Here is a 24,592-nt window from a genome sequence, read left to right as displayed (position 1 = left end):
ACACGGCAACCAGAATTATCTGAGGAAAGAAGTGTCAGACTATGCAAAACTGGCAGGAAAAAGCAGCCATACTCGTTGATGAGCATGTAGCTCCTCAAGGAGTTCATGACAAACGCATCCTGGACGCCATTAAAAAAATCCCCAGACATTTGTTCATTCCTGAAGATTTATGGCCCTACAGTTATGATGATGAACCGCTTCCGATCGGAGAGAAGCAGACGATCTCTCAGCCCTTTATTGTCGCTAAAATGACCGAGCTATTGGCTTTGGAACCTGGTGACAAAGTCCTTGAAATAGGTACGGGTTCCGGCTATCAGTCTGCTTTGCTGGCCGAGATGGGTATGGCCGTGACAACCATCGAAAGAATCGAAGCACTCGCCCTTAAAGTTCGAGTATTATTTGAACAGCTGAACTATCCAATCTGCAGTATCATTGCCGACGGCCGAAACGGTTATGAACCAAATGCACCGTACCGGGGAATCCTCGTAACGGCAGCAACACCGGTCATTGGACCTTGCTGGCTTGAACAGCTCGATGTCGACGGAAAAATCGTTGTCCCGCTTGAAGCCGGCGAAGGGCTAGCCTGTCAGCGTTTGCTGGTCAGACAAAAGACCAATACAAATCCGGAAGGCTATATTGACAGCTGGGATGACTACTGCCGCTTTGTACCGCTGCTCTCTGGGACAGCAGCGGGAACAAAAGAAACGCTCCCATGTCCCCGCTCGTCTATTTCCCGTACTTAAGCAGCCTCTTCACGGCAAATTCTACCCATTTGCTATCCGGCTGTCCATAATTGCTGTAAGGATGAATGGAGATCCCTCCTCTGGGGCTGAATTCTCCTATAACTTCGATATATCTAGGTTCAAGTAGCCGGATCAGGTCCTTCATGATGATGTTGACAACATCTTCGTGGAAACCTCCATGGTTGCGGAAACTGAAAAGATATAGCTTCAACGATTTGCTTTCTACCAATTTTTGATCCGGAATGTAATTGATAATCATCGTTCCAAAATCCGGCTGGCCGGTAATCGGACACAGGCTGGTAAATTCAGGGCAATTTAAGCGGACAAAATAATTATTATCGGGATACTTGTTTGCAAAACTCTCCAGTATGTCCGGATCATAATCAAAAACATAGCGTGTTTGTCCCGATCCCAGAAGTGACAGGTCCTCAGTTTCCTTGTTTTTCATTTACGGTAACCTCCCAACGGTTCTTAATCATAAACAGAATGCTTATTCCGAGCACTTGCATCAGACTCTTAACAGCAAACTGCCCGAGTACTGCATTCGGTACAAAATCCCAGATCAGGATGCCTGAAATAAGCGGGGACAGACCGATTAATATAAAGACTAAACTATCGAGAAAACTGCTGACAATCCCGCTCGCAAACACTTTACGCAGGAAAGAGCCTTTAAGCCTCGTATAAATTTCCGTATCTGCCGATTCCGATATCAAAAAGGAAATGGCTGAAGCCAAGGTAATGGTCAAAGTATCTCCAAGAAGTTTGGAGGAAACAGCCGATAGGACAAGAGCCGTGGTAATCGCCAGATAAGCAGCTTTTCGCCCGTACTTGCGCTGAATAATGTCCCTAAGTACCAACGTCACCCCGATCAGCCAGCTTCCGTAAGGAATTAAAAACGGTCCTATCTGCAAAGGTGCCAGCGCTGCAGTAATAATATTCGCAATAATGATGGCAGCTAAATAAAGAATAAGCAACATTATTTTTCTCCTAATAATAAATAATGACCCAAAGATTTGCCACTCCTTGCCGTCCATGGATGTTAAAAATAAAAAGGGCATGTAACTGCCCTAAAACTACCAGACGATAGCTTCCCTAGTTTTGTTTAGAGACAGGATGGATGACGAACTGTCTTATTAAGTTAAATGGTCTATTCCATATCGGTAAACGGCCAGGATGCGGATAGCTTGCAGCTGTCTCCTCGATAATAAGTAATACCCAGCCCGATTGGCTTATCCTGTGTATTAAACAGTCTTTGCTCAACAACCAAAAGTGGGAGAGCATTGTACAGGGACAGGTATTTTGATATTTTTTCATCAGGCATTTGGGCAGAAATTGTTAATTCTTTCTTAATCGCAAACAGAGAAGTATACCGAGAAACAATTTCCGGGAAAGTATTGTATTTGATTTCTTTTTCAACGATAGGCATTCCCTTGTAGTAAATCAGGTATTTTTCATCATACGCGACTGCTTCTCCATTGCTGCAATGGATCCGTTTAACCATAATTATTTTTTTGCTTTGGGGTATATTCAGACTGTCAATGAGTCTTGGTGTCGGCAGGATAATTTTAACTTCAATCAGCTTGGTCGTATCGATGGTGTTAATCAGATTTGCCATCTCGTTGTAATATAAGATGTATTTCTTGGAATCCGGTTCATTCACAAAGCTACCCTTGCCAGGGATAGAGGTGATATATCCCTCATTCACTAAGATTGCCAGACCCTTGCGGACCGTCATCCGGCTCACGCCATAGGTATCACACAATGAATTTTCTGAAGGGATCGCATCTCCCGGCTTCAAAACACCCTCTTTGATTTTTTTCTTTATCTCTTCAATAATATGTTGATAGATTGGTAATTCCATCTTCTTACTCCTCGGCAATTATTTAGTTATCATATATTATACATAGGAACAGATTAATAAATCCATCAATATTTTTTAAGCCACTAACTTATTTACTTTCTTCAAAAACCTGTATTCTGCAGATATTCCTGTTGAAAAGCAGGATTTGCCGCCAGGTCAAAATGGGTTACCTTTGCCAATAATATCAAAGTATTCATCCGTATATTTCTGGACAGTAGAAAATTCAATGCTCCGGCTCCTGCCGCATTGCCTATGGACCGGATGGGTACATTCGAAAAATCGGGAAACAGACCGAGTACCTGAGCACTTGGAGCGTCAATATAGTTGCCGAAGGCCCCGGCAATCAGAATTTCCTCGAGATCTTCTCCTTTCAGCCCATATTCTTTCATTAATAGCATACATCCTGTATAAATGGCGCTTTTGGCTAGCTGTACAGCACGAATATCCTTTTGGCTGATGTAAATTCGGTCGTTATCACCGGACTGTCCCTCATCCATCAGGTAGAAAACGCTGACCCCGTCAATTTTTGCCAGATAATCAGCAAATCTTTGATTTTCCGGCCGGCAAATTTTTAAATATTTGTCGGGAGGCAGCAGTCTGCCTTCTTTACTGATCAGCTCGGCTTTCAACATTTCAGCAACTGCATCAACGATACCGGAGCCACAAATCCCTTTGGGCTGTTCTCCGCCAATCACTTTTAATTTAATTTTACCTTCCGACAGTTTTACCCGTTCGATGGCTCCGTTTGTTCCACGCATTCCAAAGCGGATCGTTGCTCCTTCGAGGGCCGGTCCGGCAGCAGTTGAAGTGGCTAGCCACTTCTTCTCGTTCCCCAATAAAATTTCGCCGTTTGTTCCAAGATCAATAATCAATCTGTTCCCTTGACGTTCCCCTTCAGGCAAAGCCAGTAGGACAGCCAAAGTGTCCGCTCCGACGAAGCCCCCGATCAAAGGTAAAAAATCAATAATGGCATTGGGATGAATGTTAAGGCTCAACTCCCGTGCTGTTGTTAACACTTCACTTAAAATCGTATTGGTGTAAGGCGTCCTGCCAAGAGATCCAGGATACAAACCTAAAAAGAGGTGCTGCATGGCACTGTTGCCGCAAATCACCATCGTATAGATATTTTCAGCGCTGATCTGGTTTTGCTGTATCGCTTCCAGAATCAGGGTGTTAATGGTCTCTACTACTTTACGCTGAAGAATTTTTAGCCCTTCAGGATTATTTATCGCCGCCATAATGCGGGATATAACATCCGCACCTTCCGTAATCTGACCGTTTAAGCCGGAATATACCCCTACTTTTTTGCCGCTATTAAGGTCATATAAGTAGGCCACAACTGAGGTACTCCCAAGGTCAACGGCAAATCCATAATTGCTGGCTGAGGTGTCGCCCTGCTCAATATCAAGCAGCTGTTCGTCTCTTAAGACCAAAGTAATGCCTGTCATTTCCTGTTTCTGCATCAGCAGTGATAATTTTTGCAGAAGGCATAAAGCTGGCGTATTAATCCGGAATGGAACCGTGGCTTGAATATGTTCCCAGTCCCCGTAATAGAACGGAGTTCTTAGAAACTTCTTATCGATAAAGATCTTTTTAACTGGCGGATCGATGTTTAGCTCTGTTTCAATACGATCTGTTAAAATTGAGGCTTCATGTTTATAGTCTTCATATTTAAGATAAACGATCAAGCCGTCGCTTACTGGTTCCTGACACGCCAATACTTCCTGCCGTATGCCGTCCCTTTCTATTTCAACTGTGCATTTTTTACATGTACCTTTTCCTCCGCATACAAGATCAAGTGGATATCCAAGGCCTGAACAGGCAGCAGCGACCGTGTCATTCTCCTGGCATAAGATTTCTTTATTCTGGCTTGGAAATAGAACTTTTTTCATCATATTGTTTTCCTTTCTGTTATAATAAAACCTGCCATTTTCAGCGAAGGACAACCGTCTTTTTCCAAAAAAACATTCTAACATATCATATTATAAAACGTAACTTTCCTTAATTACAAGTCGGTAGTTTCAGGCTATTGTCGAAATAGAAATTATTTTCTAAAAAATCTCTTATTTTTTGTCTTTTAAATATATTGACTATTGAAAATTCGGATGATATATTAAAGTAAGCAAAACACCTGTATATACAATAGTATACATTATTTGGACGCAATTATCTCTTTTTATTTTCTTTATTTTTTATTTTCATGTTAGACTTTTGAGAATAATTGGAAAGGGGGATACTTATGGAGAACGCTTTTCGTAAAGCAATACAGGACAACAATGAGTTTATTGTAACATGGGAACTCGTACCCGGCCGCGGCTCTAAAGAAGTTTCTCAGGAAAAAGCGCTTCAATTGGCGGAGCAGGCTGCTAAAGGGAAAAAGATCCATGCTGTTAGTCTGACTGACAACCCGGGTGGAAGTGTCGGCATTAATCCTGAGGGCATTGGCAGGGAAATCAAAAGTCTGGGCATCGATGCAATTATTCACGTTGCCTGCAAGGACAAAAACCGCACACAACTGGAAAGCCAGCTTTTTTCCCTGGAACGTTCGGGACTCCATAACTTACTGGTACTGACCGGCGACTATGATCCAGGTAATTTCTTCGGACGGCCCAAACCGGTTTTTGACCTTGATTCCACTCAGCTCTTGGCCTTTATCACCAAGATGAATGACGGGTTGGAACTTCCCACAGTTAGAGGTGTCAATAAACTTCAGCCAACCCATCTGTTTGCGGGTGCTGCTGTTTCACCTTTTAAAGCCACCGAAGCCGAGCAGATGCTCCAGTACACCAAGCTCAAAAAGAAGATCGAGAATGGTGCTCAGTTCATTATACCCCAAGTTGGCTACGATGTCAGAAAGTACCACGAACTCTATCAATTTGTGAAGCACAATAACCTGCCCGGGTGTCTGATGGGAAATATTTACCTGCTGACTTATGGTGCTGCCAAAGCGATGAGTATGAATAAAGTCCCCGGATGTGTTGTTACGGACAAGCTTGTTGCTGAACTGGAACAGGAAAAACAAAGCAGCGACAAGGGTGTTGCCGCCATGCTCGATAGGGCAGCGAAACTCTTTGCTATCCTGAAAGGTATGGGCTACAAAGGCGTTCATCTCGGCGGGCATAATACGACGTATGAACAAGTTGAATATATTATTGACCGTGGAAACGAATTGACCGCCAACTGGCAGGATTATATTCGGGAGTTTGACTATCCTCAAAAAAACGGTTTCTATGTTTACGCCAAAGATGAAAAGACCGGCTTGAATACTGCTCAAAAATCCAATGACTACAACAATTATGAGAAGAGCTTTGATTTGAATTATAAGATGTCTAGAGTTGTTCACAAGATGATGTTTGAACCTAACAAAGGAATGTTCGGCTTTATGCGCGGATTTTGTCATGCCATAAAGGATTCTGCGCTGGAAAAACCTTTCCACGGCATTGAGCATCTCGCCAAATCCTGCATGTACAATTGCCAGGACTGCGGTGACTGTGCGCTGATCGATGTAGCCTATGTCTGTCCAATGGGCAACTGTCCCAAGAACCAACGGAACGGCCCATGTGAAGGAAGCTACAACGGCTGGTGTGAAGTGTATCCGGACAAGCAAAAGTGCATCTGGGTCAAAGCCTATTACCGCTTAAAAGGCTATTCTGAGGAAGAAAAGCTGAATTCCTATCATGTGAGCCCTTACAATTGGGAAAAACAGCATACTTCAGGCTGGATAAACTTTTTTGAAGGCCAGGACCACTCTGCGGAAAGACTTGGCATTAAACCTAGAACAAAGTCCAAAGAAAAAGAATAAAGTGCTTCAGTTTAAAGGCATTCAGTCTTTGTAACCGTCCTTTAAACCTTATGACCTTTTAAATCAGTCCAAATACACTTATAATAGGGGTAGGAGAATGGAAAAAATGTTTAAAACTCCTTCAGAGATTACTGAGGGATTTGTAGAATATGGAAAGAATAAAACGAATTCTTCTATATTGAAATTGCTGCTGTTGGCAATACTAGCGGGAGCCTTTATTGCCTTCGCGGCGGAAGGCTCTAATACTGCCATTCACACCATCACTTCTGTTGGCTTAGGCAAAGCACTCGCTGGTGCCTTATTTGCCACAGGACTGATGATGGTGGTTATCACCGGAGCTGAATTATTCACCGGAAACACCCTGATTGTGGTATCTTGTATGGAAAAGGAATCAAGATGGCTAAAGATGCTGCGTAATTGGACGATTGTCTATATCGGGAACTTTATTGGTTCCATGCTTGTCGTCTTGTTTATCCTTTACTCCGGCCAGTTTGACTTTTCCTCAGGTCTACTCGGAGGGTTTACAATCAAAGTCGCCGCATATAAGACGGGCCTGACTTTCCCGAAAGCTTTCTTCATGGGAATCTTGTGTAACTGGCTGGTTTGTATGGCTGTTTGGATGGCGAATGCCGCCAAGGATATCACCGGTAAACTTCTTGCTATCTTTTTTCCGATCTGGCTGTTCATTACTTCTGGTTTTGAACACTGTGTTGCCAATATGTATTACATTCCTGCCGGCATTCTTGCCAAAGCCAACCCGACCTGGGTGGCCCAGGCTGCAACGCTCGGTGTAACACCTGAAAAACTTGCTCACCTTAACTGGGGAACGTTTGTCGTGAATAACCTTATTCCTGTTACGCTCGGAAATATCGTTGGCGGAAGCATATTTGTCGGACTTATTTACTGGCTGAGCTTCATGTACAAAAAGAAATCCACTACTGTTTTGGATGTAGACCATCTTGTTCAGAAAAAATTTGATAGTGCTTACGTAAAATCTAAATAAAGTTAAGCAAAATGTCCATAATTAAAAAAAGGGGGAAAACCAATGGCTTTCAAAAGTGATATTGAAATCGCCCAGGAATCAACCATGCTGCCTGTATTAGATGTAGCAAAAGAACTCGGAATCCCCGAGGATTATCTGGAATCCTATGGCAAATACAAAGCCAAGGTCGACTACAACTTATTAAATCAAAAAGCGGACACACCGAATGGCAAACTGATTCTTGTTACTGCCATCAACCCGACTCCTGCCGGAGAAGGTAAAACTACGACATCCGTCGGTTTAGGAGATGCTCTCCATTATCTCGGCAAAAAAACTGTCATTGCACTACGCGAACCATCCTTAGGCCCTGTATTTGGTGTCAAAGGTGGCGCCGCTGGCGGCGGTTATGCTCAGGTCGTACCAATGGAAGATATCAACCTTCACTTCACAGGTGATTTTCATGCCATCGGTGCTGCCAACAACCTGATTGCAGCGATGCTCGACAACCATATCCAACAAGGCAACGCGCTGGATATCGATGTCCGTAGAATTACTTGGAAAAGATGCATGGATATGAATGACCGCCAGCTCCGCTTCATTGTCAACGGACTTGGCGGCAAAGCCAATGGCACTCCGAGAGAAGACGGCTTTGACATCACGGTTGCTTCTGAAATCATGGCGATCATGTGCCTATCCAGCGATATTGACGACTTCAAAGCAAGAGTTGAGAGAATCATTGTCGCCTACAACAGAAGCGGTGAACCCGTAACTGCCGGTCAACTGAAGTGTCAAGGTGCTGTTGGTGCCCTGATGAAAGATGCTTTAAAACCGAACCTTGTACAAACTCTTGAACATACACCAGCTTTCATTCACGGCGGACCGTTCGCGAACATTGCTCACGGCTGCAACAGTGTTATGGCGACCAAGATGGCTTTAAAACTTGGCGACTATGTTGTAACCGAAGCTGGATTCGGTGCTGACCTCGGCGCTGAGAAATTTATTGACATTAAATGTCGTTTAAGTGGCCTGCGTCCGGAAGCCGTTGTTATTGTTGCAACCGTTCGCGCGCTCAAATCCCATGGCGGCGTAGCCAAAGCTGATCTCAACAAAGAAAACCTGGATGCCCTCAAAAAAGGCTTGCCGAACCTCTTAAAACACGTCGAAAACGTCACCATCAACTTTGGTCTGCCTGCCGTTGTTGCGATCAACAAGTTCCCAACCGACAGCGAAGCTGAACTGGCAATGATTGAAGACGAGTGCAAGAAACTCGGCGTTAATGTAGCCCTTTCCGAAGTTTGGGAAAAAGGCGGCCCTGGTGGTGCGAAACTGGCTGAAGAAGTCCTTCGCATCATTGACAGCCCGAAAAACTTTAACTTTGCTTATGACATCAACATGGGCCTCAAAGACAAGATTACCGCAATTGCCACCAAGATCTATGGTGCAGACGGTGTTGACTTCATTGGCAGCAGCTCCGCAGATATTGAGAATATCGAAAAAATCGGCTATCGTGATGTTCCGGTCTGTATGGCGAAGACCCAGTATTCCTTGTCTGATGACCAGAAGAAACTGGGACGTCCATCAGGCTTCAGAATCTCGATCCGTGGCGTGAAGATTTCTGCTGGTGCAGGCTTTGCCGTTGCACTTACCGGAGACATCATGACCATGCCCGGCCTGCCGAAAGTACCGTCTGCTGAAAACATTGACGTAGACAGCACCGGTAAGATTTCCGGCTTATTCTAAGATAAAGTTTAATATTGTTTCCAATAAGAATGAGATGGCAGCTTCGTACTACCATCTCATTCTATAAATGCTCTTAATCTTTATTCACTGACGTTGTCTATGTATTACACAGACTAGTTTCTAGAACTAGATACCAGAATTTAAGCTTTGAGTATTTTGTAGAATACTTGTCTTAAGATGACATGACTATGGGATCGCTATATATTGGTTGCTCACGCAATAATTTAGTAGCAAAAAAAATTAAGAACAGGAGATGAATATTATGTTGAAAAAGAGCTGTATTGAATTTGTAAACGCTCTGTCTTCCAAAGAGCCGATTCCTGGCGGCGGCGGTGCTTCTGCTTATGTTGGCTCCATCGGCATGGCGCTGGGTGTCATGGTAGGAAGTTTAACTGTCGGCAAGAAGAAATATGCTGATGTTGAAGCCGATGTACTCGTCCTGATGGAAAAAGGCCAGAAGATCATTGAAAAACTGCAGGTTCTGGTCAAAGAAGATGCTGATGCTTTCTATCCGCTTTCCCAGGCTTACGGACTGCCTAAAAATACTGAAGAAGAAATCCGGGCCAAAGAAGAAACCTTGCAGGCCGCTTTGGTTAAAGCAACACTTGTACCGCTCGATATTGCCAGATGCTGCGCTGACGGCATCAATCTTCAGGAAGAATTCGCTCAGAAAGGCACCCGTATTGCGATTAGCGACGTCGGTGTCGGCGTAACCTTCCTGAAAGCTGCGCTCGAAGGTGCCAAACTGAATGTCTTAATCAACACCCAGATCATGAAAGATCAGGTTCTAAAACAGAAAATTGAGACTGAACTGAATGAACTTGTCACCACATATACCGCCAAAGCCGACCGCATCTTTGCGGAAGTTCAGAATGCAATCACAGGAGGTAAATAAGCAGCATGACTCAGATTCTTAACGCTAAACCCGTTGTTCAGGCCATGAAAGAAAACCTCCAGCAGGAAGTTGCGGCTTTAAAAGCTGAAGGCATCAACCCGACCTTAGGCATCATTCGCGTCGGCAGCCGTCCGGACGACGTTTACTATGAAAACAACATTATTAAAAACTGCGATAATCTTGGCATTGCAACCAAGACCTATCCTTTGGACTTAAATATCAGCATGGAAGAATTCACAAAAGTCATGACGGGGGTCAACAATGACAGTACCGTTCATGGCATCATGCTGTTCCGTCCGCTACCGAAACAGCTGGACGAAGAAGTCATCAAGCACCTGATCTCGGCAGATAAAGACATTGACTGCATGAATCCGCTGAATCTGGCCAAAGTATTTGAAGGCGATATGAGCGGACTCCTGCCCTGCACGCCCGCAGCATGTATGGAAACCTTGAGCCATTACGGCTACAATCTTAGCGGCGCGAATGTAGTGGTCATGGGAAGAAGCCTCGTTGTCGGCAAACCGCTGGCCATGATGCTCTTAAAAGAAAATGCGACCGTGACGATGTGCCATTCCAAGACCAAAGATATGGCCGGAATTGCGAAGAAAGCGGACATCATCATTGCTGCGATGGGCAGAGCCAAAATGATCGATGACAAATACGTATCCGAAAACACCGTTGTCATCGACGTTGGCATCAACGATGCCGGAGACGGCAAGATGTGCGGGGATGTCGATTATGATGCAGTCGTGGACAAAGTCAGTGCGATCACCCCTGTACCGGGCGGCGTAGGTTCGATTACCACCGCGATTTTGATGAAAAACTGTCTGCGGGCAGCCAGAAAAAAACACTGATAAACCTTGTTGACCCAGCAATCTAAATAGTCTATGAAAGATAAAATATTTAGGATACTTTTATTTTTAGAATATAGCGTACTTTGTCGAAAAAGATATTGACCATATGTAGAAACAATGTTAAACTCTAAGCGTATACCTGTATATACAAATTTCATGAAGGAGTGAATTTGATAGATGATTATTATTGGTGAAAAAATCAATGGTACAATCCCTATCGTAAAAAAAGCGATTGAAGAAAGAGATGCTGACTTTATCCGCCAGCGTGCGATTGACCAGACCAATGACGGCGCCCACTACCTAGATGTCAGTGCCAGCACATCACCTGACGTTGAAGTGGAAACACTGAAATGGTTAATGGATATTGTTCAGGATGCCGTTGACACTCCCCTCTGTATTGACAGCCCCAATCCGCGTGCAATTGAAGCCGTTTTTAAATATGCCAAGAGACCGGGGCTTATCAATTCCGTTTCCATGGAAGGCGACAAATGCGATGTCATTTTCCCGCTTATCAAGGGAACGACCTGGGAAGTCATTGCGCTGACTTGCGACAATGACGGAATTCCGAAAGACGTTGACACCAGAGTCAGAATTGCTAAGCAAATGGTTGAGGAAGCTGCTAAATATGATATTACTCCTGACAGGATGCATGTCGACCCCTTGGTTATTGCTTTGTCTACTGATAACAATTCTATGTACTCCTTTAATGAAAGCATGACAAGAATCAAAGAAATGTACCCGACAATCAAGATCACTTCCGGTTTGAGCAACATCTCTTTTGGAATGCCTTTAAGAAAAGTTGTGAACCAGAACTTCCTGGCCCTGGCTACTTTCTTTGGTATGGATTCCGCAATTATGGATCCCTGCAGCAGAGATATGATTGCAACCCTGCTCGCAACTGAAGCATTAATGGGTAAAGACAAGAACTGCAGAAAGTTCAGCACCGCTTTCAGACAAGGTAAAATTGGTCCTGTGAAATAAAGATAGACAAGAAAAATGAAATTTGTGACCACTAGAAAGGCGTTCCCCTTCTGGTGGTCCGCAAAACCTTTTAAAGCCAGGTGAATAAAATGATTAAAAACATATTGGTTGACGCCCATGTTCATTTGGCTTTGGATGGAATAGCTTTTAAAGAGGCACGTCTGCTGCACAAAGATAACCCCAATTCAACTATAATCACCAATTTCCTTAGGAAATATAAAAAAATGGGCATTTGCGCACTACGTGACGGGGGAGACAACTTAAATGTATCTCTTCTGGCCAGGGAACTGGCCCTTGAAGAAGGAATGATTCTCCGGACCCCTGGTTTTGCGATCTACAAACAAGGATGCTACGGCAGCTTTTTGGGCAGACCGGTTGCCGATATAGCTGATTTCAAAAATGTTTTTAAAAAGCTGCTTGCGTTAAAGCCCGATCATCTTAAGATACTACTGACCGGACTTGTAGATTTTGATCAATTCGGGAAAGTTGACGGCTCACATTTCAGTTATGATGAAATGTACTACATGATACAGACAGCAAGGGATCAAGACCTTCCCGTAATGGTCCACACTAACTCGGCAGAAGCAGTTGGTATCGCTGTGAGAGCCGGTGCAAATACAATTGAGCACGGTTATTTTTTGACAGAACATGAATTGCAGCTGATGCTGGAACACGATGCCATCTGGGTCCCTACATTAGCACCTTTGGGCAACCTGATTACTTCAAAAGACAGCCGCTTTACAGACCAATTGCCGAATATTGCCCGGATTTATGATACGCAGAAAGCCCAGGTCAAAAAAGCCTTTGAATTAGGCGTAAAAATCGCCGTTGGCAGCGATGCTGGTTCATACGGGGTATCCCACGGAAAAGGTTTCTATGATGAAGTCGGTCACATGGTTATGACAGGAATAAGCAAACACGCCGTTTTGGAACTGGCCACTGCAAACGGAATCAGTGCTTTAAATCTCAATAATAAAGAATTGGATTATATCTCCTAAGCAAAAAAATCGATTGAATTGAGAAATTATGATAAAGACAACAGTGATTTGTTGTGAAATGTTGAAAAACGAGCTTTCTACCATCATCGAAAAACTAGCATACACTAATCCTGTCGTCTGGATCTCCTCGGAATATCATAACATCCTGAGACCCTAACCCTACGTGCTAAATTACTAAGTGAAATCAATAAGTATTATTTTGTAAAAAAATTCTTTTTAAGATATTAAAAAGCAAATACCACAATTGTTTATAATAAATTTTGTATTTATTAAAGCAAAAGTGTCATAATCCTTGTATATACAAAGATATACAAACCTATACAGGTAATTTTTTAATTTTTTATTTATATACAAGTATATATAAATTATGCTGTTAAGAATTGAATAATTGCTATTCAGCCTCCCATTTCGTTCATTAACAACGGATCAATATATTCCCGAAAAATTTCGTACTATAATAATCTTAAATTTACACTGTCTATTTTATACCATTTTTACTGCCAGAGCTCTAATCCTTATATTTTTAAAAAAGTTTGTGAATTTACTCATAAAGGACCCGATTTCGAGTTAAAACCTCAGTACACGACACTTTTTACTTTAAGTATTAGCTATCTGTAGCAGCTAAACGATTTAAAGACAACGTATAGTTATTGAAGGAGGAAACGCAATGGACGAAAAACTACAGGATGAAAAAAAATTACTGGACGAAACAACACTGTCAGTAGATTTAGCTACTCAAGAGCTTTACGTCAAGGCCCGGAATGACGGTTCCGAAACACTCTGGGACAGAAAAGCCGCTCTCAAAAACCAATGCGGTTTTGGTGAGCAAGGTGTCTGCTGCCGGATTTGTACCATGGGTCCTTGCCGCGTCAGCCCGATTCCAGGAAAAGGCGTTCAAAAAGGTATTTGCGGCGCCACTGCGGATGTTATTGCTTCCAGGCATTATGCCCGAATGGTAGCAGGCGGTTCATCTGCACACTCCGATCACGGCAGACATATTGCCCATGTACTTCATATGGCAAGTCCGGACGGAGATTATCAAATCCGTGACGAGAAAAAACTGCTGAATGTTGCAGCCAGATGGGGTGTGGCTACAGAAGGCAAAGATATCTACCGGGTTGCCCATGAAGTTGCTGAAGCAGCTCTGAATGATTTTGGCAAGCCTTTTGGTTCGATGGTTATTCCGCCAAGTATTACTAAACAAAGATTAAAAGTCTGGGAAGATAATGATATCCTCCCCGATGCTATTGACAAAGAAGTTGTATCGATTATGCATGCTACACATATGGGCTGTACCGCTGATGCTGAAAGCATGATCAATCTTTCTATGCGGACATCTTTGACCGACGGTTGGGGCGGTTCCTATATCGGTACTGAATTCAGCGATATTATCTTTGGAACCCCGATGCCGAGAGAAATCGAAGCCAACATGGGTGTTATTGAGAAAAACATGGTGAACATTGTCTTGCATGGTCATGAACCCAGTTTATCGGAAATGATCGTTATTGCCGCTGATGACCCTGAGCTGAAGGCTCTGGCCAAGAGTGTCGGCGCAGAGGGAATCAACCTGGTCGGCATTTGCTGTACCGGCAATGAAGTCGCGATGCGTCATGGCATTAAAATTGCCGGGAATTTCAATCAGCAGGAGCTCGCGATTGTTACCGGCGCCGTTGAGGCCATGATTGTGGACGTTCAATGTATCTTCCCTGCCCTGGCCAACCTGGCTCAATGTTACCATACCAAATTTATCACAACCTCAAGACTTGCAAAAATTAAAGACGCCGTTCATATCGAATTTGATGAGAACAACGCCTATGAATGCGCAAAGAGAATAATTCGGAAAGCAGTAGAGAACTATACAAACAGAAAGCACGAAAAGGTTTCCATCCCAACACATAAATCAACCGGCACGATCGGTTACAGCAACCAGGCTATTATTGGCCAGTTGGACCGCGTTGTCAATTCTTATACGCATAAGCCAGGCACGTTTGAACCATTGGCGCAATGCTTAGTTTCTGGTGTATTAAGAGGCGCAGCCGGTGTCGTCGGCTGCAACAACCCGAAGGTGAAAGGTGACCATAGCCATATCGAGATCATTAAAAAGATGCTCGCCAATGACGTCATTGTTGTTGTTACCGGCTGTGCGGCTCAGGCTGCTGCCAAAGCTGGTCTCTTAAGCAAAGATGCTGTCAAGTATTGCGGAGTAGGCTTACAAAAAGTATGCGAACTGGCCGATATCCCTCCTGTTCTGCATATGGGCTCCTGTGTTGACAACAGTCGTATCCTTGAACTGGTTGGTGAAGTAGCCAAGATTCTGGGACTCGATATGAGTGAATTGCCGGTTGTCGGCGCAGCTCCGGAATGGATGTCCGAAAAAGCTATCGCCATCGGTACCTATGTAGTAAGCTCTGGAATTGATACCTTCCTGGGCGTTGTTCCTCCGGTAACTGGAAGCCCGGAAGTTACAGATATCCTGACCAACAAACTGGAAGACTGGGTAGGAGCAAAATTCTACTTTGAAACAGATCCGGCTGTAGCCGCAGAAAAAATGCTGGCCAGAATTGAAGAAAAGAGAGCCAAAGTCGAAGCCCTTAACGTTCAGAGAATGAATGTCACCGGCTATGACGACTTAATTCCTGCCGGCTTTTAAAAAACGCGGCCATGGTCGTTTTGTTGCAAGAAGAATTTCTTCTTGCAACCAATAACAAAGATAAATCGTGCATCGGGGTGATTTAAATAAAAATAGCAATTACAGGTAAAGGTGGCGTCGGCAAAACAACTTTTGCAGCAATTCTAAGCAGACTGTATGCAGCGGAAGGCTACCGGGTCCTGGCAGTTGATGCCGATCCTGATGCCAATCTGGCTTTGGCCCTTGGTTTTCCTGACGAGATTATTTCCAAGATCGTACCGATCGCCGAGATGAAAGAACTGATTGCCGAAAGAACAAGTACCCCGACCGATTCCTTTAGTAAAATGTTTAAATTGAATCCGCAGGTAGATGATATCCCGGACAAATACTGTACCCGCTATAACGGTGTAAATCTGTTAACGATGGGTACCGTCGAAAGCGGCGGCAGCGGCTGCGTTTGCCCGGAACATGTCCTGTTGAAAAGACTTACTTCTCATTTAGTCCTGCAAAATAAAGATGTTGTCGTTATGGATATGGAAGCCGGGATTGAGCATCTCGGCAGAGGAACAGCCCAGGGTGTGAATGCCTTTATTGTGGTCATTGAGCCCGGAGCCAGAAGCCTCCAGACGTACCACAAGATCAAGAAGCTGGCTTCCGATATCGGCGTATCGAAAATTTATGCCGTGGGCAACAAGATCAAAAACGATGCAGATAAAGGGTATATCCTCGACAATATCGATTTTGAAGCCTGCCTGGGTTTTATCTCTTACAACGCAAACGTCGTCAATTCTGATCGGGCAGACCAGTCTCCTTTCACGGACAATAAGATTGTTGAAGAAGTTAAAGCAATTAAGATTAAGCTCAATGCTTTGATATAGAAAAGAGGCAATTTAGATGGGAAGAACAATTGCGGTAGCCGGTAAAGGCGGAACCGGAAAAACAACCATTACAGGCCTTTTGATCGATTACCTTGTCAAAAATAAGCAAGGACCTGTACTTGCCGTCGATGCTGATGCCAATGCCAATTTGAATGAAGTGCTGGGAGAAACAATCGAAGTTACGCTTGGAGAAATCAGAGAAGAAGTAAACTTAAGAGAAACCATGCGTGATGGCTTCCCCGGAGGAATGACCAAGGCCCAGTACCTTCAGTACCAACTGAATACCGGGATCACCGAAGGAGATGGTTATGACCTCCTCGTCATGGGAAGATCCGAAGGCAAAGGCTGCTACTGTTTTGTTAACGGGATTTTGCGGGAACAGCTTGACAAAGTCTCTGATAAATACAACTATGTTGTGATCGATAATGAAGCCGGCATGGAGCACTTGAGTCGGGGAACGGCAAGAAACATTGATATTCTGATCCTCGTTAGCGACTGCTCGCGCCGCGGCATTCAGGCCGTTGGCCGAATCAACAAGTTGGTTAAAGAATTAGGTCTGAAAGTAGCTCAACAATATTTGATTGTCAATAAAGCCCCAGATGAACAATTAAGCGAGGGGATTACTGAAGAAATATCTTTGCAGGGGTTGGAACTGCTGGGGATCATTGCCCTGGATCCATTGATATATGCGTATGATTCTCAGGGAAAAGCCTTGGTTAATTTGCCTGATGACAGTTTATCAAAACGGGCAATTAAAGATATCTGCCAAATAATTGGTTTATAAGAAGAAGGAGGAGATTCTAGTGGCTTTTAAAACCTCAGTCCAAAAGTATAGTGGAAGCATTTACAACTTGGAATTAGGGACAGGGGAGAACACCTTAGCTCTCGGTGGACAGAATGTGTTTCCGTTTTACAGTTTTGACGGTGACACCGGCAGCGGCGTAAAGATTGGTTTGGAAATACTCGATATTTACCCAGAAAATTGGGCAGATGGTCTTAAGTCCATCTATGGTTCAGCTGCAGAAAATACTGTGGAATGGGCCAAATATGCTGAAGAAAAGTTTGCACCTGATTTCATTTGCTTACGGTTTGAAGGCGCAGATCCGAATGGTCTAAATAAATCCGTTGAAGAATGTGCCACTCTGGCTAAGAAAGTTGCCAATGCTGTTAAACTGCCTCTTGTTATTGCCGGGACACAAAATTATGAGAAAGACCTTAAATTATTTGAGAAAGTAGCCGAAGAGCTGGAAGGTAAAAATATCCTTTTGTTATCCGCTGTTGAAGATAACTATAAGACTGTTGCCGCAGCTGGCGTAACAGCTTATAAACATAAAGTAGCGGCTGAGTCCTCGGTTGACATCAACCTGGCTAAGCAATTAAATATTTTAATCAACCAACTGGAAGTCAAAAACGAAAATATCATAATGAATGTTGGGACCGCACCTGTCGGTTACGGTTTTGAGTATGTCGCTTCGACCATTGACAGAATCAGACTGGCCGCTTTGGGTCAAAATGATAAAACCTTACAGATGCCGATTATTACACCCGTTTCTTTTGATACTTGGAACGTTAAAGAGTCTGCCTCTACAGAGGAAGATTCTCCGGAATGGGGCTGCCAGGAAGAGCGTGGAATTGCTATGGAGGTTTCTACAGCCGCCAGTGTTATTGCCGTCGGCTCCGATGCTGTTGTTCTACGTCATCCGCGTTCAGCAGAGACAATCCGTGCTTTCGTGGATAACCTGAAATAATTAATATTTAAGAATTTTGATACTACTTTTGATTCAAGGAGGAAAATGAAAATGGCAATGTCCGGATTGGATATCTATAAACTGACTCCCAAAACCAACTGTAAAGAATGTGGCTTTCCTACCTGTATGGCTTTTTCGATGAAGGTAGCAGCTGGCGGTGTAGAAATAAGCAAGTGCTCGCACATGAGTGATGATGCGATGGCAAAGCTCTCTGAGTCCACTGCTCCCCTGATGAAGGTCGTGACTTTCGGCAAAGGAGAAACCGAATGTAAACTTGGCGGTGAAATTGTTCTTTTCCGTCACGAGAAAACCTTTGTCAACCGCAACAGATTTGCTGTACTGCTTTCCGATGCGATGTCCCAGGAACAAATCGATGCGAAGATCGCCAATATGAAAAACGTCGACTATGTCCGGATCGGCGAAGAAATGAGAGCTGAAATTGCTGCCCTACAGTATGTTGGCAACAAAGACGCTTATCTCTCTTTAGTCAGTAAAGTTAAAGCTTCCGGTTTAAAAGTAGCCTACATGCTGGTATGCCCCGATGTTTCCGTGCTGAAAGAAACTTTGGAACTGGTCAAAGATGAACTCCCGATCGTATTCGGCGCTGACAGCAACAACTATCAGGAAATGGTTGCTTTGGTCAAGGATCTCAAACTCCCTCTCGGCTTAAAAGCACCCTCACTTGCCGAATTGTATGATCTGGTCGAAAATGTCCAGAAACTTGATTACAAAGAATTACTGCTGGATATCGGCAGCGCTTCTGCACGTGAAGCTTTTACCAACGCTGTACAGATCCGCAGAACAGCTCTAAAAGAGCAAGACAGAACCTTTGGTTATCCTTCCGTAGTCTTTGTCAACGAGCTGGCCAAAGGTGACAAATTTATGGAAGTTGCTCTGGCCTCCCTGTTCACCATGAAATATGGTTCCCTTATTGTTATGGACGATATGGATTACGCCCGCGCTCTCCCGCTCTTCGGTTTAAGACAGAATATCTATACTGACCCGCAGAAACCGATGAGAGTTGAACCGGAATTCTATCCGATCAACAACCCCGGCGACAGCTCACCTGTTTTGATTACGGTTGACTTTGCTCTGACTTACTTCGTTGTTTCCGGTGAAGTGGAGAGATCCAAAGTACCGGCCTGGCTGGGAATCCCTGATGCCGGCGGTTATTCCGTCCTTACAGCATGGGCCGCAGGCAAGTTCAGCGGTTCGGTCATTGCTAAATTCATTAAAGAATCCGGCATTGAAAGTAAAACAAAATGCAGAAAGCTTATTATTCCTGGAAAAGTTGCCGTTCTGAAAGGTGACATCCAGGACAGCCTTCCTGACTGGGAAGTTATCATTGGTCCTGATGAAGCCATGCATCTTCCTAAATTTTTAAGAACGATGGAAGGCATTAACTGAACTGAAAAAGACACGAATTGACCTAAAGTATTAATTTATTAATCTAAAGTGTTCCGTTCTCAATAAAAATTGGAGGTGCTCCTAACATGGACAGATTTTTAGTCATTGGTGAAAGAATCCACTGTATTTCTCCGGTCATTCGGCAGGCTATCGCTGACCGTAATCCTGCCCCAATTTTCCAGAGAGCAAAAGAACAGCTAGATGCCGGTGCTGTTTATCTTGACCTGAATATCGGACCTGCTGAAAGGGACGGCGAAGAAGTCATGGCCTGGGCCGTTCAGCTTCTGCAGAATGAATTTGATAATGTTCCAATTTGTTTAGATACGGCCAATAAAAAAGCCATTGAAGCCGGTATCAGGGTCTACAACCGTTCCAAAGGCAAACCGATTATCAATTCTGCCGATGCCGGTCCGAGACTGGGACTCTTAGAAGTCGCCGCCGCCAACGATGCCATGGCTATTGCCCTGTGTGCTAAAGAAGGTATTCCTTCTGACGTCGAAGAGCGCATCACTTATTGTACCGAAATGCTGGAAAAAGCAATGATGCTTGGTATCGACCCAATGGATCTCTTATTTGACCCGCTGTTCCTAGTCATCAAAGGCATGCAGGAAAAAGCAACGGAAGTCCTTGAGACCATTCGTCAAATTACGGAGATGGGCCTCAGAACCAATGCTGGCTTAAGCAATGTCTCCAATGGCGCTCCGAAACATGTCCGTCCGATCATTGACGCTACTTATTGTGCAATGGCCATGCAATGCGGTCTGACCGCAGCCATTGTTAACCCTTGCGATCAGAGGCTTATGGAGACAATCAAAACCTGCGACATGATTAAAGGCAATATGTTATATGCCGATTCCTACCTGGAGCTATAATTGATAGCCTCGTCTTGCAACGGCCTGGGGGAATTCTACGGAAAGGGGAATATACATGAATTTATATAGCACCATATTTGCAGGCGCCAAGCAGGCTCTCGATACTGCTGCCGAATATGTTGAAAAAGCAATCTCCTTAAAAGGAAGAGAGCATAAAGTTGCTTTTCCGGACACCGCTTACTCCCTGTCCCTTATTTATGCCATTACCGGCAAAAAAATAGGCACCCTGGGAGAACTTGAAGGTGCTTTAGACCTTGTCAGAAGCCTTATTGTGGAAAAAGAGCAGCTTCGAGAAGCAGAGAATGCCGGTATGGCAGCTGCTGTCTCTTCCGAAATTATTGAAGCTTTAAAGTATGTCATGGACGAAAAGCCCTATGAAGCTCCGTGCATGGGTTTTCTGACGGATGCGATTATCCGCGGCTGGGGTGTTGGTCTCGTAATGGACGATATCCCGGGGCAGGCGGTTATCATTGGTGAGTTTCCGGACCCCGAATCAGCCGCCAAAGTCATCAAAGAATACCAAGCTAAAGGGCTTTTAACCTTCCTTGTCGGTAAGGTCATCAATCAGGCCATTGAAGGCGGGGTCAAAGTAGGACTTGAGTTCAGGGTCATGCCTTTAGGTTATAACATGACCTCTGTAATCCACGTCGTTACGGTAACCATCCGCGCTGCCTTAATCTTCGGAGCCTTGACCCCCGGCGACTGGGAAGAATTCAAGCGTTATACCTATAAAAGATTGAAAGCTTTTATCAATGCCGTAGGCCCTTTAAGCAATTACAAAGTTGCTGCAGGCGCAGCAGCGATTAACCTTGGCTTCCCAGTTGTAACCGACCAGGATGTTGCCGAAGTCCCGATGAAGCTTATCACCCAAAAAGATTACGATAAAATGGCTGCAACTTCCCTTGAGATCAGAGGCATTAAGATAAAGATCACAGAAATTCCTATTCCGGTTGCTTTTGCTGCTGCTTTTGAAGGAGAGAGAATCAGAAAAGATGCTATGTTTGTTGAATTCGGCGGCAGCAAAACAGATTCCTGGGAGCTTGTTACGCAAAGAGAAGCCAGTGAGATTGAGGATCATAAGATTGTGCTCATTGGTGACGATATTGACACCGTACAGCAGGTACCCGGAAGAATGCCTCTGGCAGTACTCGTCGAAGTAGCCGGCAAGAGCATGCATTCAGATTTTGAACCGGTTCTGGAAAGAAGAATTCACTATTTTATGAACTATATTGAAGGCATCATGCACGTCGGCCAGAGAGACACCACCTGGATTCGTATCAGCAAGGATGCTTACGAAAAAGGCTTCAGACTACGCCATTTTGGTGAAGTGCTGTATGCCAAGATGCTGGACGAGTTTGGCGCAGTCGTGGATAAATGTCAGATTACAATTATCACTGATGCTGCCAAAGTCAAAGAAGTAAAGGCCCAGCAGGTGGTTTCCAAGTATGCAGCAAGAGACGAACGTATTGCCAGTCTGACTGATGAAAGTGTCGACACTTTTTATACCTGTATTCTCTGCCAGTCCTTTGCCCCTTCCCATGTGTGCATTGTTACACCGGAAAGACTAGGATTATGCGGCGCCGTAAGCTGGCTTGATTCCAAAGCTACTTTTGAGCTCGATCCAACCGGTCCTTGTCAGCCAATTACCAAAGGTCTTGTTGATGATCCCGTCAAAGGTATCTGGCAAGAAGTCAACAAAACCGTGGAACGGCACTCCCAAGGCGCTTTGAGCCAGATCACGCTGTATAGTTTACTGGAAGATCCGATGACTTCCTGCGGCTGCTTTGAATGTATCGCCGGCATAATGCCGGAAGCCAATGGCATTGTCATCGTGAACAGAGAGTTTTCCGGCGTATCTCCGGTAGGTATGACATTCGGCGAACTGGCTTCCATGACAGGCGGCGGCGTTCAGACTCCCGGATTTATGGGACATGGCAGACAGTTTATTTCCTCTAAGAAATTCATCTCAGCTGAGGGCGGTCCCGGACGTATTGTCTGGATGCCGAAAGAACTCAAGGAATTCGTTGCTGACAAACTGAATGCAACTGCGAAAGAAATGTATGGAATTGATAACTTTGTCGATATGATTTGCGATGAAACCATCGCTTCAGAGTCCGAAGCAGTCTTAGAGTATCTAAGTGAAAAAGGCCACCCTGCACTAACAATGGATCCGCTGATGTAGTTTAAGCAGTACTGTTATAGGACTGTCCTATCAGAAGGAGTATGGTGCAACATGTTTAAAGTAAAATTTATGCCTGAAAACACCGTTGTGATTGCCAAATTAGGTGAGACGCTGTTCGATGCGGCCCGCAAAGCTGGTATCTTCCTTGATGCGCCTTGTAATGGACTCGGATCATGCGGCAAATGCAAGCTAAAGGTTCTTAAAGGCAGTGTAAATTTTCGTAAAAGCCATCACATTACTGAATCTGAACTAGCACAGGGTTTTGTTTTAGCATGTAATTCCAAAATTAACGGTGATATCACTGTTGAGGTACCGGCGATCCAAACGTCCGTCTTAAGCGGTATGAAAGTTGAAGATTTGGCTGGAACAAAAGATCAGCATATCATCGACAGCGTTATTAACATGGCTGCCAAGAATCATATTCTGTTTAGCTCTCCAGTTCAAAAGGTCTATATGGAGTTAGACCTGCCAAGCCTTGATGACTGCCTCTCCGACTGGGACAGAATCCAAAGACATCTGCTTAAAAACAGCGCTTATCACAAAGTCGTCTGCCAACTGCCTATCCTCAAAAAAATCCCTCATATTCTAAGGGAAAATGATTTTCAGGCGACCGTAACGTATTTCGCAGAAACCAGCGAGCGAATCAGAGTCATTAATATTGAGCCCGGAGATACATCCGACAAGCTGTATGGGGTAGCTATAGATGTAGGCACTACATCTGTAGCTGCCATTCTGGTCGATCTTCATAACGGACAGATTATTGCCAAATCCTCTGCCGGAAACGCCCAGATCAGATATGGCGCTGATGTGATCAGCAGAATTATCCACTCAACCAAAAAAAATGGCTTACAGGAATTAACCAATGCAATTATCAAAGAAACAATTAATCCTTTGCTTAAGAAAATGAGACAGGAAATTGGTATTTCCAAAGACGCGATCAGCGTGATCGTCGCCTCAGGAAATACAACCATGATGCACCTCATGCTCGGGGTTTATCCGGACTATTTGCGGAAGGATCCCTATATTCCCGCTTTCCTTAGTTCTGAATACCTTAAAGCTGGCGACCTCGGATTAGAGGCTTATGCTGAAAGCATTATCTACATATTGCCTTCAGTATCAAGCTATGTTGGCGGAGACATTACTGCCGGCGTGCTCGCTTCTGGCCTGTGGTCGGAAGATCAAAATATTCTTTTTATGGACTTAGGTACCAATGGTGAAATTGTTTTTGGCAATAAAGACTTCTTGCTCACTTGTGCCTGTTCAGCCGGACCTGCATTTGAAGGCGGAGAAATAAGTTCCGGAATGCGTGCGGCACCAGGCGCGATTGAAAATATCAAGATCGATAGAAAAACTTTTGAACCTACTATAGATACAATTGATAATCAACTGCCGCTCGGCTTATGCGGCTCAGGGATCATCGACGCCATAGCCGAAATGTTCAAGGCAGGGATCATTGACAGCCGGGGCCGTCTGAACCGCCATCTGAAAACCCACCGTATCCGTTCTGATGAATATGGGATCGGCGAATATGTGCTGGCTTTCAGCAGAGAATACCATATCCCCAAAGATATCACGATTACCGAAATTGATCTGGAAAATTTTATTCGGGCCAAAGGTGCTGTCTACTCTGCCGTGGTCGTATTATTAAAAAGCATGGGTATGGATTATTCCGGAATAGACAAAATATATATAGCTGGTGGGATCGGCACGAATATCAATATGAATAACTCAATTACGATTGGGCTTTTCCCGGACCTTCCGGTCGAAAAGTTTGAATATCTCGGCAATAGTTCCTTGTTAGGCAGTTATCTGACTCTGCAAAGCACTGACGCCAGAAAAAAAGCCGAGGATATTGCCTCCCATATGACTTACCTTGAACTCAGTGCCGACAGCTCCTACATGGGAGAATTCATATCTGCCTGTTTCCTTCCCCACACTGAAATTGAAAGATTCCCAACCGTTAAGAACCAGCGAAAAATCGTCTAAATTAATGCTAAGCAACTGGATTGAAGCCCCGTCT

20 protein-coding genes are annotated in these 24,592 nt (G+C 44.3%); 16 read left to right on the top strand and 4 right to left on the bottom strand.

Annotated features, from left to right (window positions below; genetic code table 11):
• Positions 1-41: 41 nt before the first annotated feature.
• Positions 42-743: a protein-L-isoaspartate(D-aspartate) O-methyltransferase gene (locus AAH944_RS00490; protein WP_415535611.1), complete on the top strand. Its 702-nt coding sequence runs from the start codon at positions 42-44 to the stop codon at positions 741-743.
• Here the strand turns inward: AAH944_RS00490 and queF are convergent.
• The 4 genes from queF to AAH944_RS00470 all read right to left on the bottom strand — a co-directional run bounded on the left by queF (position 727) and on the right by AAH944_RS00470 (position 4,496).
• Positions 727-1,191, bottom strand: coding sequence for a preQ(1) synthase (gene queF / locus AAH944_RS00485; protein ID WP_415535609.1), 465 nt, complete (start codon positions 1,189-1,191; stop codon positions 727-729). The genes AAH944_RS00490 and queF overlap by 17 nt on opposite strands.
• Positions 1,172-1,720: a VUT family protein gene (locus AAH944_RS00480; protein ID WP_415535607.1), complete on the bottom strand. Its 549-nt coding sequence runs from the start codon at positions 1,718-1,720 to the stop codon at positions 1,172-1,174. Before AAH944_RS00480 ends, queF begins: the two co-directional genes overlap by 20 nt.
• 170 nt (positions 1,721-1,890) lie before the next feature.
• Entirely contained in the window at positions 1,891-2,604 is a 714-nt protein-coding gene (locus tag AAH944_RS00475; protein WP_415535605.1) for a GntR family transcriptional regulator, read from the bottom strand.
• Between the two features lie 101 nt (positions 2,605-2,705).
• Positions 2,706-4,496 carry an ASKHA domain-containing protein gene (locus tag AAH944_RS00470; protein ID WP_415535603.1) on the bottom strand — a complete coding sequence of 597 codons (1,791 nt, stop codon included), beginning with the start codon at positions 4,494-4,496 and terminating at the stop codon, positions 2,706-2,708.
• 347 nt (positions 4,497-4,843) lie between these two features.
• Here AAH944_RS00470 and AAH944_RS00465 point away from each other — a divergent pair, with 347 nt between their 5' ends.
• The 15 genes from AAH944_RS00465 (at position 4,844) to acsV (ending at position 24,558) form a co-directional block, all read left to right on the top strand.
• Positions 4,844-6,406 carry a methylenetetrahydrofolate reductase C-terminal domain-containing protein gene (locus tag AAH944_RS00465; RefSeq protein ID WP_415535601.1) on the top strand — a complete coding sequence of 521 codons (1,563 nt, stop codon included), beginning with the start codon at positions 4,844-4,846 and terminating at the stop codon, positions 6,404-6,406.
• Between the two features lie 97 nt (positions 6,407-6,503).
• A complete protein-coding gene (locus AAH944_RS00460; protein WP_415535599.1) occupies positions 6,504-7,409 on the top strand; it encodes a formate/nitrite transporter family protein in 906 nt (301 codons plus the stop codon).
• Positions 7,410-7,451: 42 nt separating this feature from the next.
• The gene (locus AAH944_RS00455; RefSeq protein WP_415535598.1) at positions 7,452-9,128 is read left to right on the top strand and encodes a formate--tetrahydrofolate ligase; all 1,677 of its coding nucleotides are present in this window, start codon (positions 7,452-7,454) and stop codon (positions 9,126-9,128) included.
• Positions 9,129-9,390: 262 nt separating this feature from the next.
• Complete coding sequence (locus AAH944_RS00450; RefSeq protein ID WP_415535596.1) at positions 9,391-10,023, top strand: cyclodeaminase/cyclohydrolase family protein; 633 nt, start codon at positions 9,391-9,393, stop codon at positions 10,021-10,023.
• A 5-nt stretch (positions 10,024-10,028) separates the two neighbouring features.
• Complete coding sequence (locus AAH944_RS00445; protein ID WP_415535594.1) at positions 10,029-10,877, top strand: bifunctional 5,10-methylenetetrahydrofolate dehydrogenase/5,10-methenyltetrahydrofolate cyclohydrolase; 849 nt, start codon at positions 10,029-10,031, stop codon at positions 10,875-10,877.
• 177 nt (positions 10,878-11,054) lie between these two features.
• Positions 11,055-11,858, top strand: a complete 804-nt coding sequence (locus tag AAH944_RS00440) for a methyltetrahydrofolate cobalamin methyltransferase (protein WP_415535592.1) — start codon at positions 11,055-11,057, stop codon at positions 11,856-11,858.
• An 89-nt stretch (positions 11,859-11,947) separates the two neighbouring features.
• A complete protein-coding gene (locus AAH944_RS00435) occupies positions 11,948-12,856 on the top strand; it encodes an amidohydrolase family protein (protein WP_415535590.1) in 909 nt (302 codons plus the stop codon).
• Positions 12,857-13,523: 667 nt separating this feature from the next.
• Positions 13,524-15,506, top strand: coding sequence for an anaerobic carbon-monoxide dehydrogenase catalytic subunit (gene cooS / locus AAH944_RS00430; RefSeq protein ID WP_415535588.1), 1,983 nt, complete (start codon positions 13,524-13,526; stop codon positions 15,504-15,506).
• Between the two features lie 86 nt (positions 15,507-15,592).
• Positions 15,593-16,363 (top strand): AAA family ATPase, encoded by a 771-nt coding sequence (locus tag AAH944_RS00425; RefSeq protein WP_415537712.1) that lies wholly within the window; start codon positions 15,593-15,595, stop codon positions 16,361-16,363.
• 16 nt (positions 16,364-16,379) lie between these two features.
• Positions 16,380-17,147: an AAA family ATPase gene (locus tag AAH944_RS00420; protein ID WP_415535586.1), complete on the top strand. Its 768-nt coding sequence runs from the start codon at positions 16,380-16,382 to the stop codon at positions 17,145-17,147.
• A 19-nt stretch (positions 17,148-17,166) separates the two neighbouring features.
• Complete coding sequence (gene acsD / locus AAH944_RS00415; protein ID WP_415535584.1) at positions 17,167-18,111, top strand: acetyl-CoA decarbonylase/synthase complex subunit delta; 945 nt, start codon at positions 17,167-17,169, stop codon at positions 18,109-18,111.
• 51 nt (positions 18,112-18,162) lie between these two features.
• On the top strand, positions 18,163-19,518 hold the full coding sequence (acsC, locus tag AAH944_RS00410; RefSeq protein ID WP_415535582.1) for an acetyl-CoA decarbonylase/synthase complex subunit gamma: 1,356 nt from the start codon (positions 18,163-18,165) through the stop codon (positions 19,516-19,518).
• An 86-nt stretch (positions 19,519-19,604) separates the two neighbouring features.
• On the top strand, positions 19,605-20,390 hold the full coding sequence (acsE, locus tag AAH944_RS00405; RefSeq protein WP_415535580.1) for a carbon monoxide dehydrogenase/acetyl-CoA synthase methytransferase subunit: 786 nt from the start codon (positions 19,605-19,607) through the stop codon (positions 20,388-20,390).
• A gap of 55 nt (positions 20,391-20,445) precedes the next feature.
• Positions 20,446-22,572, top strand: coding sequence for an acetyl-CoA decarbonylase/synthase complex subunit alpha/beta (gene acsB / locus AAH944_RS00400; protein WP_415535578.1), 2,127 nt, complete (start codon positions 20,446-20,448; stop codon positions 22,570-22,572).
• Between the two features lie 51 nt (positions 22,573-22,623).
• Positions 22,624-24,558 carry a corrinoid activation/regeneration protein AcsV gene (gene acsV / locus AAH944_RS00395; protein WP_415535576.1) on the top strand — a complete coding sequence of 645 codons (1,935 nt, stop codon included), beginning with the start codon at positions 22,624-22,626 and terminating at the stop codon, positions 24,556-24,558.
• Positions 24,559-24,592: the final 34 nt, after the last annotated feature.

The organism is Dehalobacter sp. CP, assembly GCF_047652685.1.
Lineage (GTDB): Bacteria > Bacillota > Desulfitobacteriia > Desulfitobacteriales > Syntrophobotulaceae > Dehalobacter.
Note: the sequence above shows the minus strand (reverse complement) of the source record. Positions and strands in the feature narration are given on the sequence as shown.

Bases quoted from the DNA above. Each gene is read 5' to 3' on its own strand.
- AAH944_RS00480 (WP_415535607.1), bottom strand. From the start codon at position 1,720: ATGTTGCTTATTCTTTATTTAGCTGCCATCATTATTGCGAATATTATT.
- AAH944_RS00450 (WP_415535596.1), top strand. From the start codon at position 9,391: ATGTTGAAAAAGAGCTGTATTGAATTTGTAAACGCTCTGTCTTCCAAA.
- acsV (WP_415535576.1), top strand. From the start codon at position 22,624: ATGTTTAAAGTAAAATTTATGCCTGAAAACACCGTTGTGATTGCCAAA.
- AAH944_RS00470 (WP_415535603.1), bottom strand. From the start codon at position 4,496: ATGAAAAAAGTTCTATTTCCAAGCCAGAATAAAGAAATCTTATGCCAG.
- acsB (WP_415535578.1), top strand. From the start codon at position 20,446: ATGAATTTATATAGCACCATATTTGCAGGCGCCAAGCAGGCTCTCGAT.
- cooS (WP_415535588.1), top strand. From the start codon at position 13,524: ATGGACGAAAAACTACAGGATGAAAAAAAATTACTGGACGAAACAACA.
- AAH944_RS00475 (WP_415535605.1), bottom strand. From the start codon at position 2,604: ATGGAATTACCAATCTATCAACATATTATTGAAGAGATAAAGAAAAAA.
- AAH944_RS00490 (WP_415535611.1), top strand. From the start codon at position 42: ATGCAAAACTGGCAGGAAAAAGCAGCCATACTCGTTGATGAGCATGTA.
- AAH944_RS00435 (WP_415535590.1), top strand. From the start codon at position 11,948: ATGATTAAAAACATATTGGTTGACGCCCATGTTCATTTGGCTTTGGAT.
- AAH944_RS00445 (WP_415535594.1), top strand. From the start codon at position 10,029: ATGACTCAGATTCTTAACGCTAAACCCGTTGTTCAGGCCATGAAAGAA.
- AAH944_RS00455 (WP_415535598.1), top strand. From the start codon at position 7,452: ATGGCTTTCAAAAGTGATATTGAAATCGCCCAGGAATCAACCATGCTG.
- AAH944_RS00460 (WP_415535599.1), top strand. From the start codon at position 6,504: ATGGAAAAAATGTTTAAAACTCCTTCAGAGATTACTGAGGGATTTGTA.
- AAH944_RS00420 (WP_415535586.1), top strand. From the start codon at position 16,380: ATGGGAAGAACAATTGCGGTAGCCGGTAAAGGCGGAACCGGAAAAACA.
- AAH944_RS00465 (WP_415535601.1), top strand. From the start codon at position 4,844: ATGGAGAACGCTTTTCGTAAAGCAATACAGGACAACAATGAGTTTATT.
- AAH944_RS00440 (WP_415535592.1), top strand. From the start codon at position 11,055: ATGATTATTATTGGTGAAAAAATCAATGGTACAATCCCTATCGTAAAA.
- acsC (WP_415535582.1), top strand. From the start codon at position 18,163: ATGGCAATGTCCGGATTGGATATCTATAAACTGACTCCCAAAACCAAC.
- acsE (WP_415535580.1), top strand. From the start codon at position 19,605: ATGGACAGATTTTTAGTCATTGGTGAAAGAATCCACTGTATTTCTCCG.
- queF (WP_415535609.1), bottom strand. From the start codon at position 1,191: ATGAAAAACAAGGAAACTGAGGACCTGTCACTTCTGGGATCGGGACAA.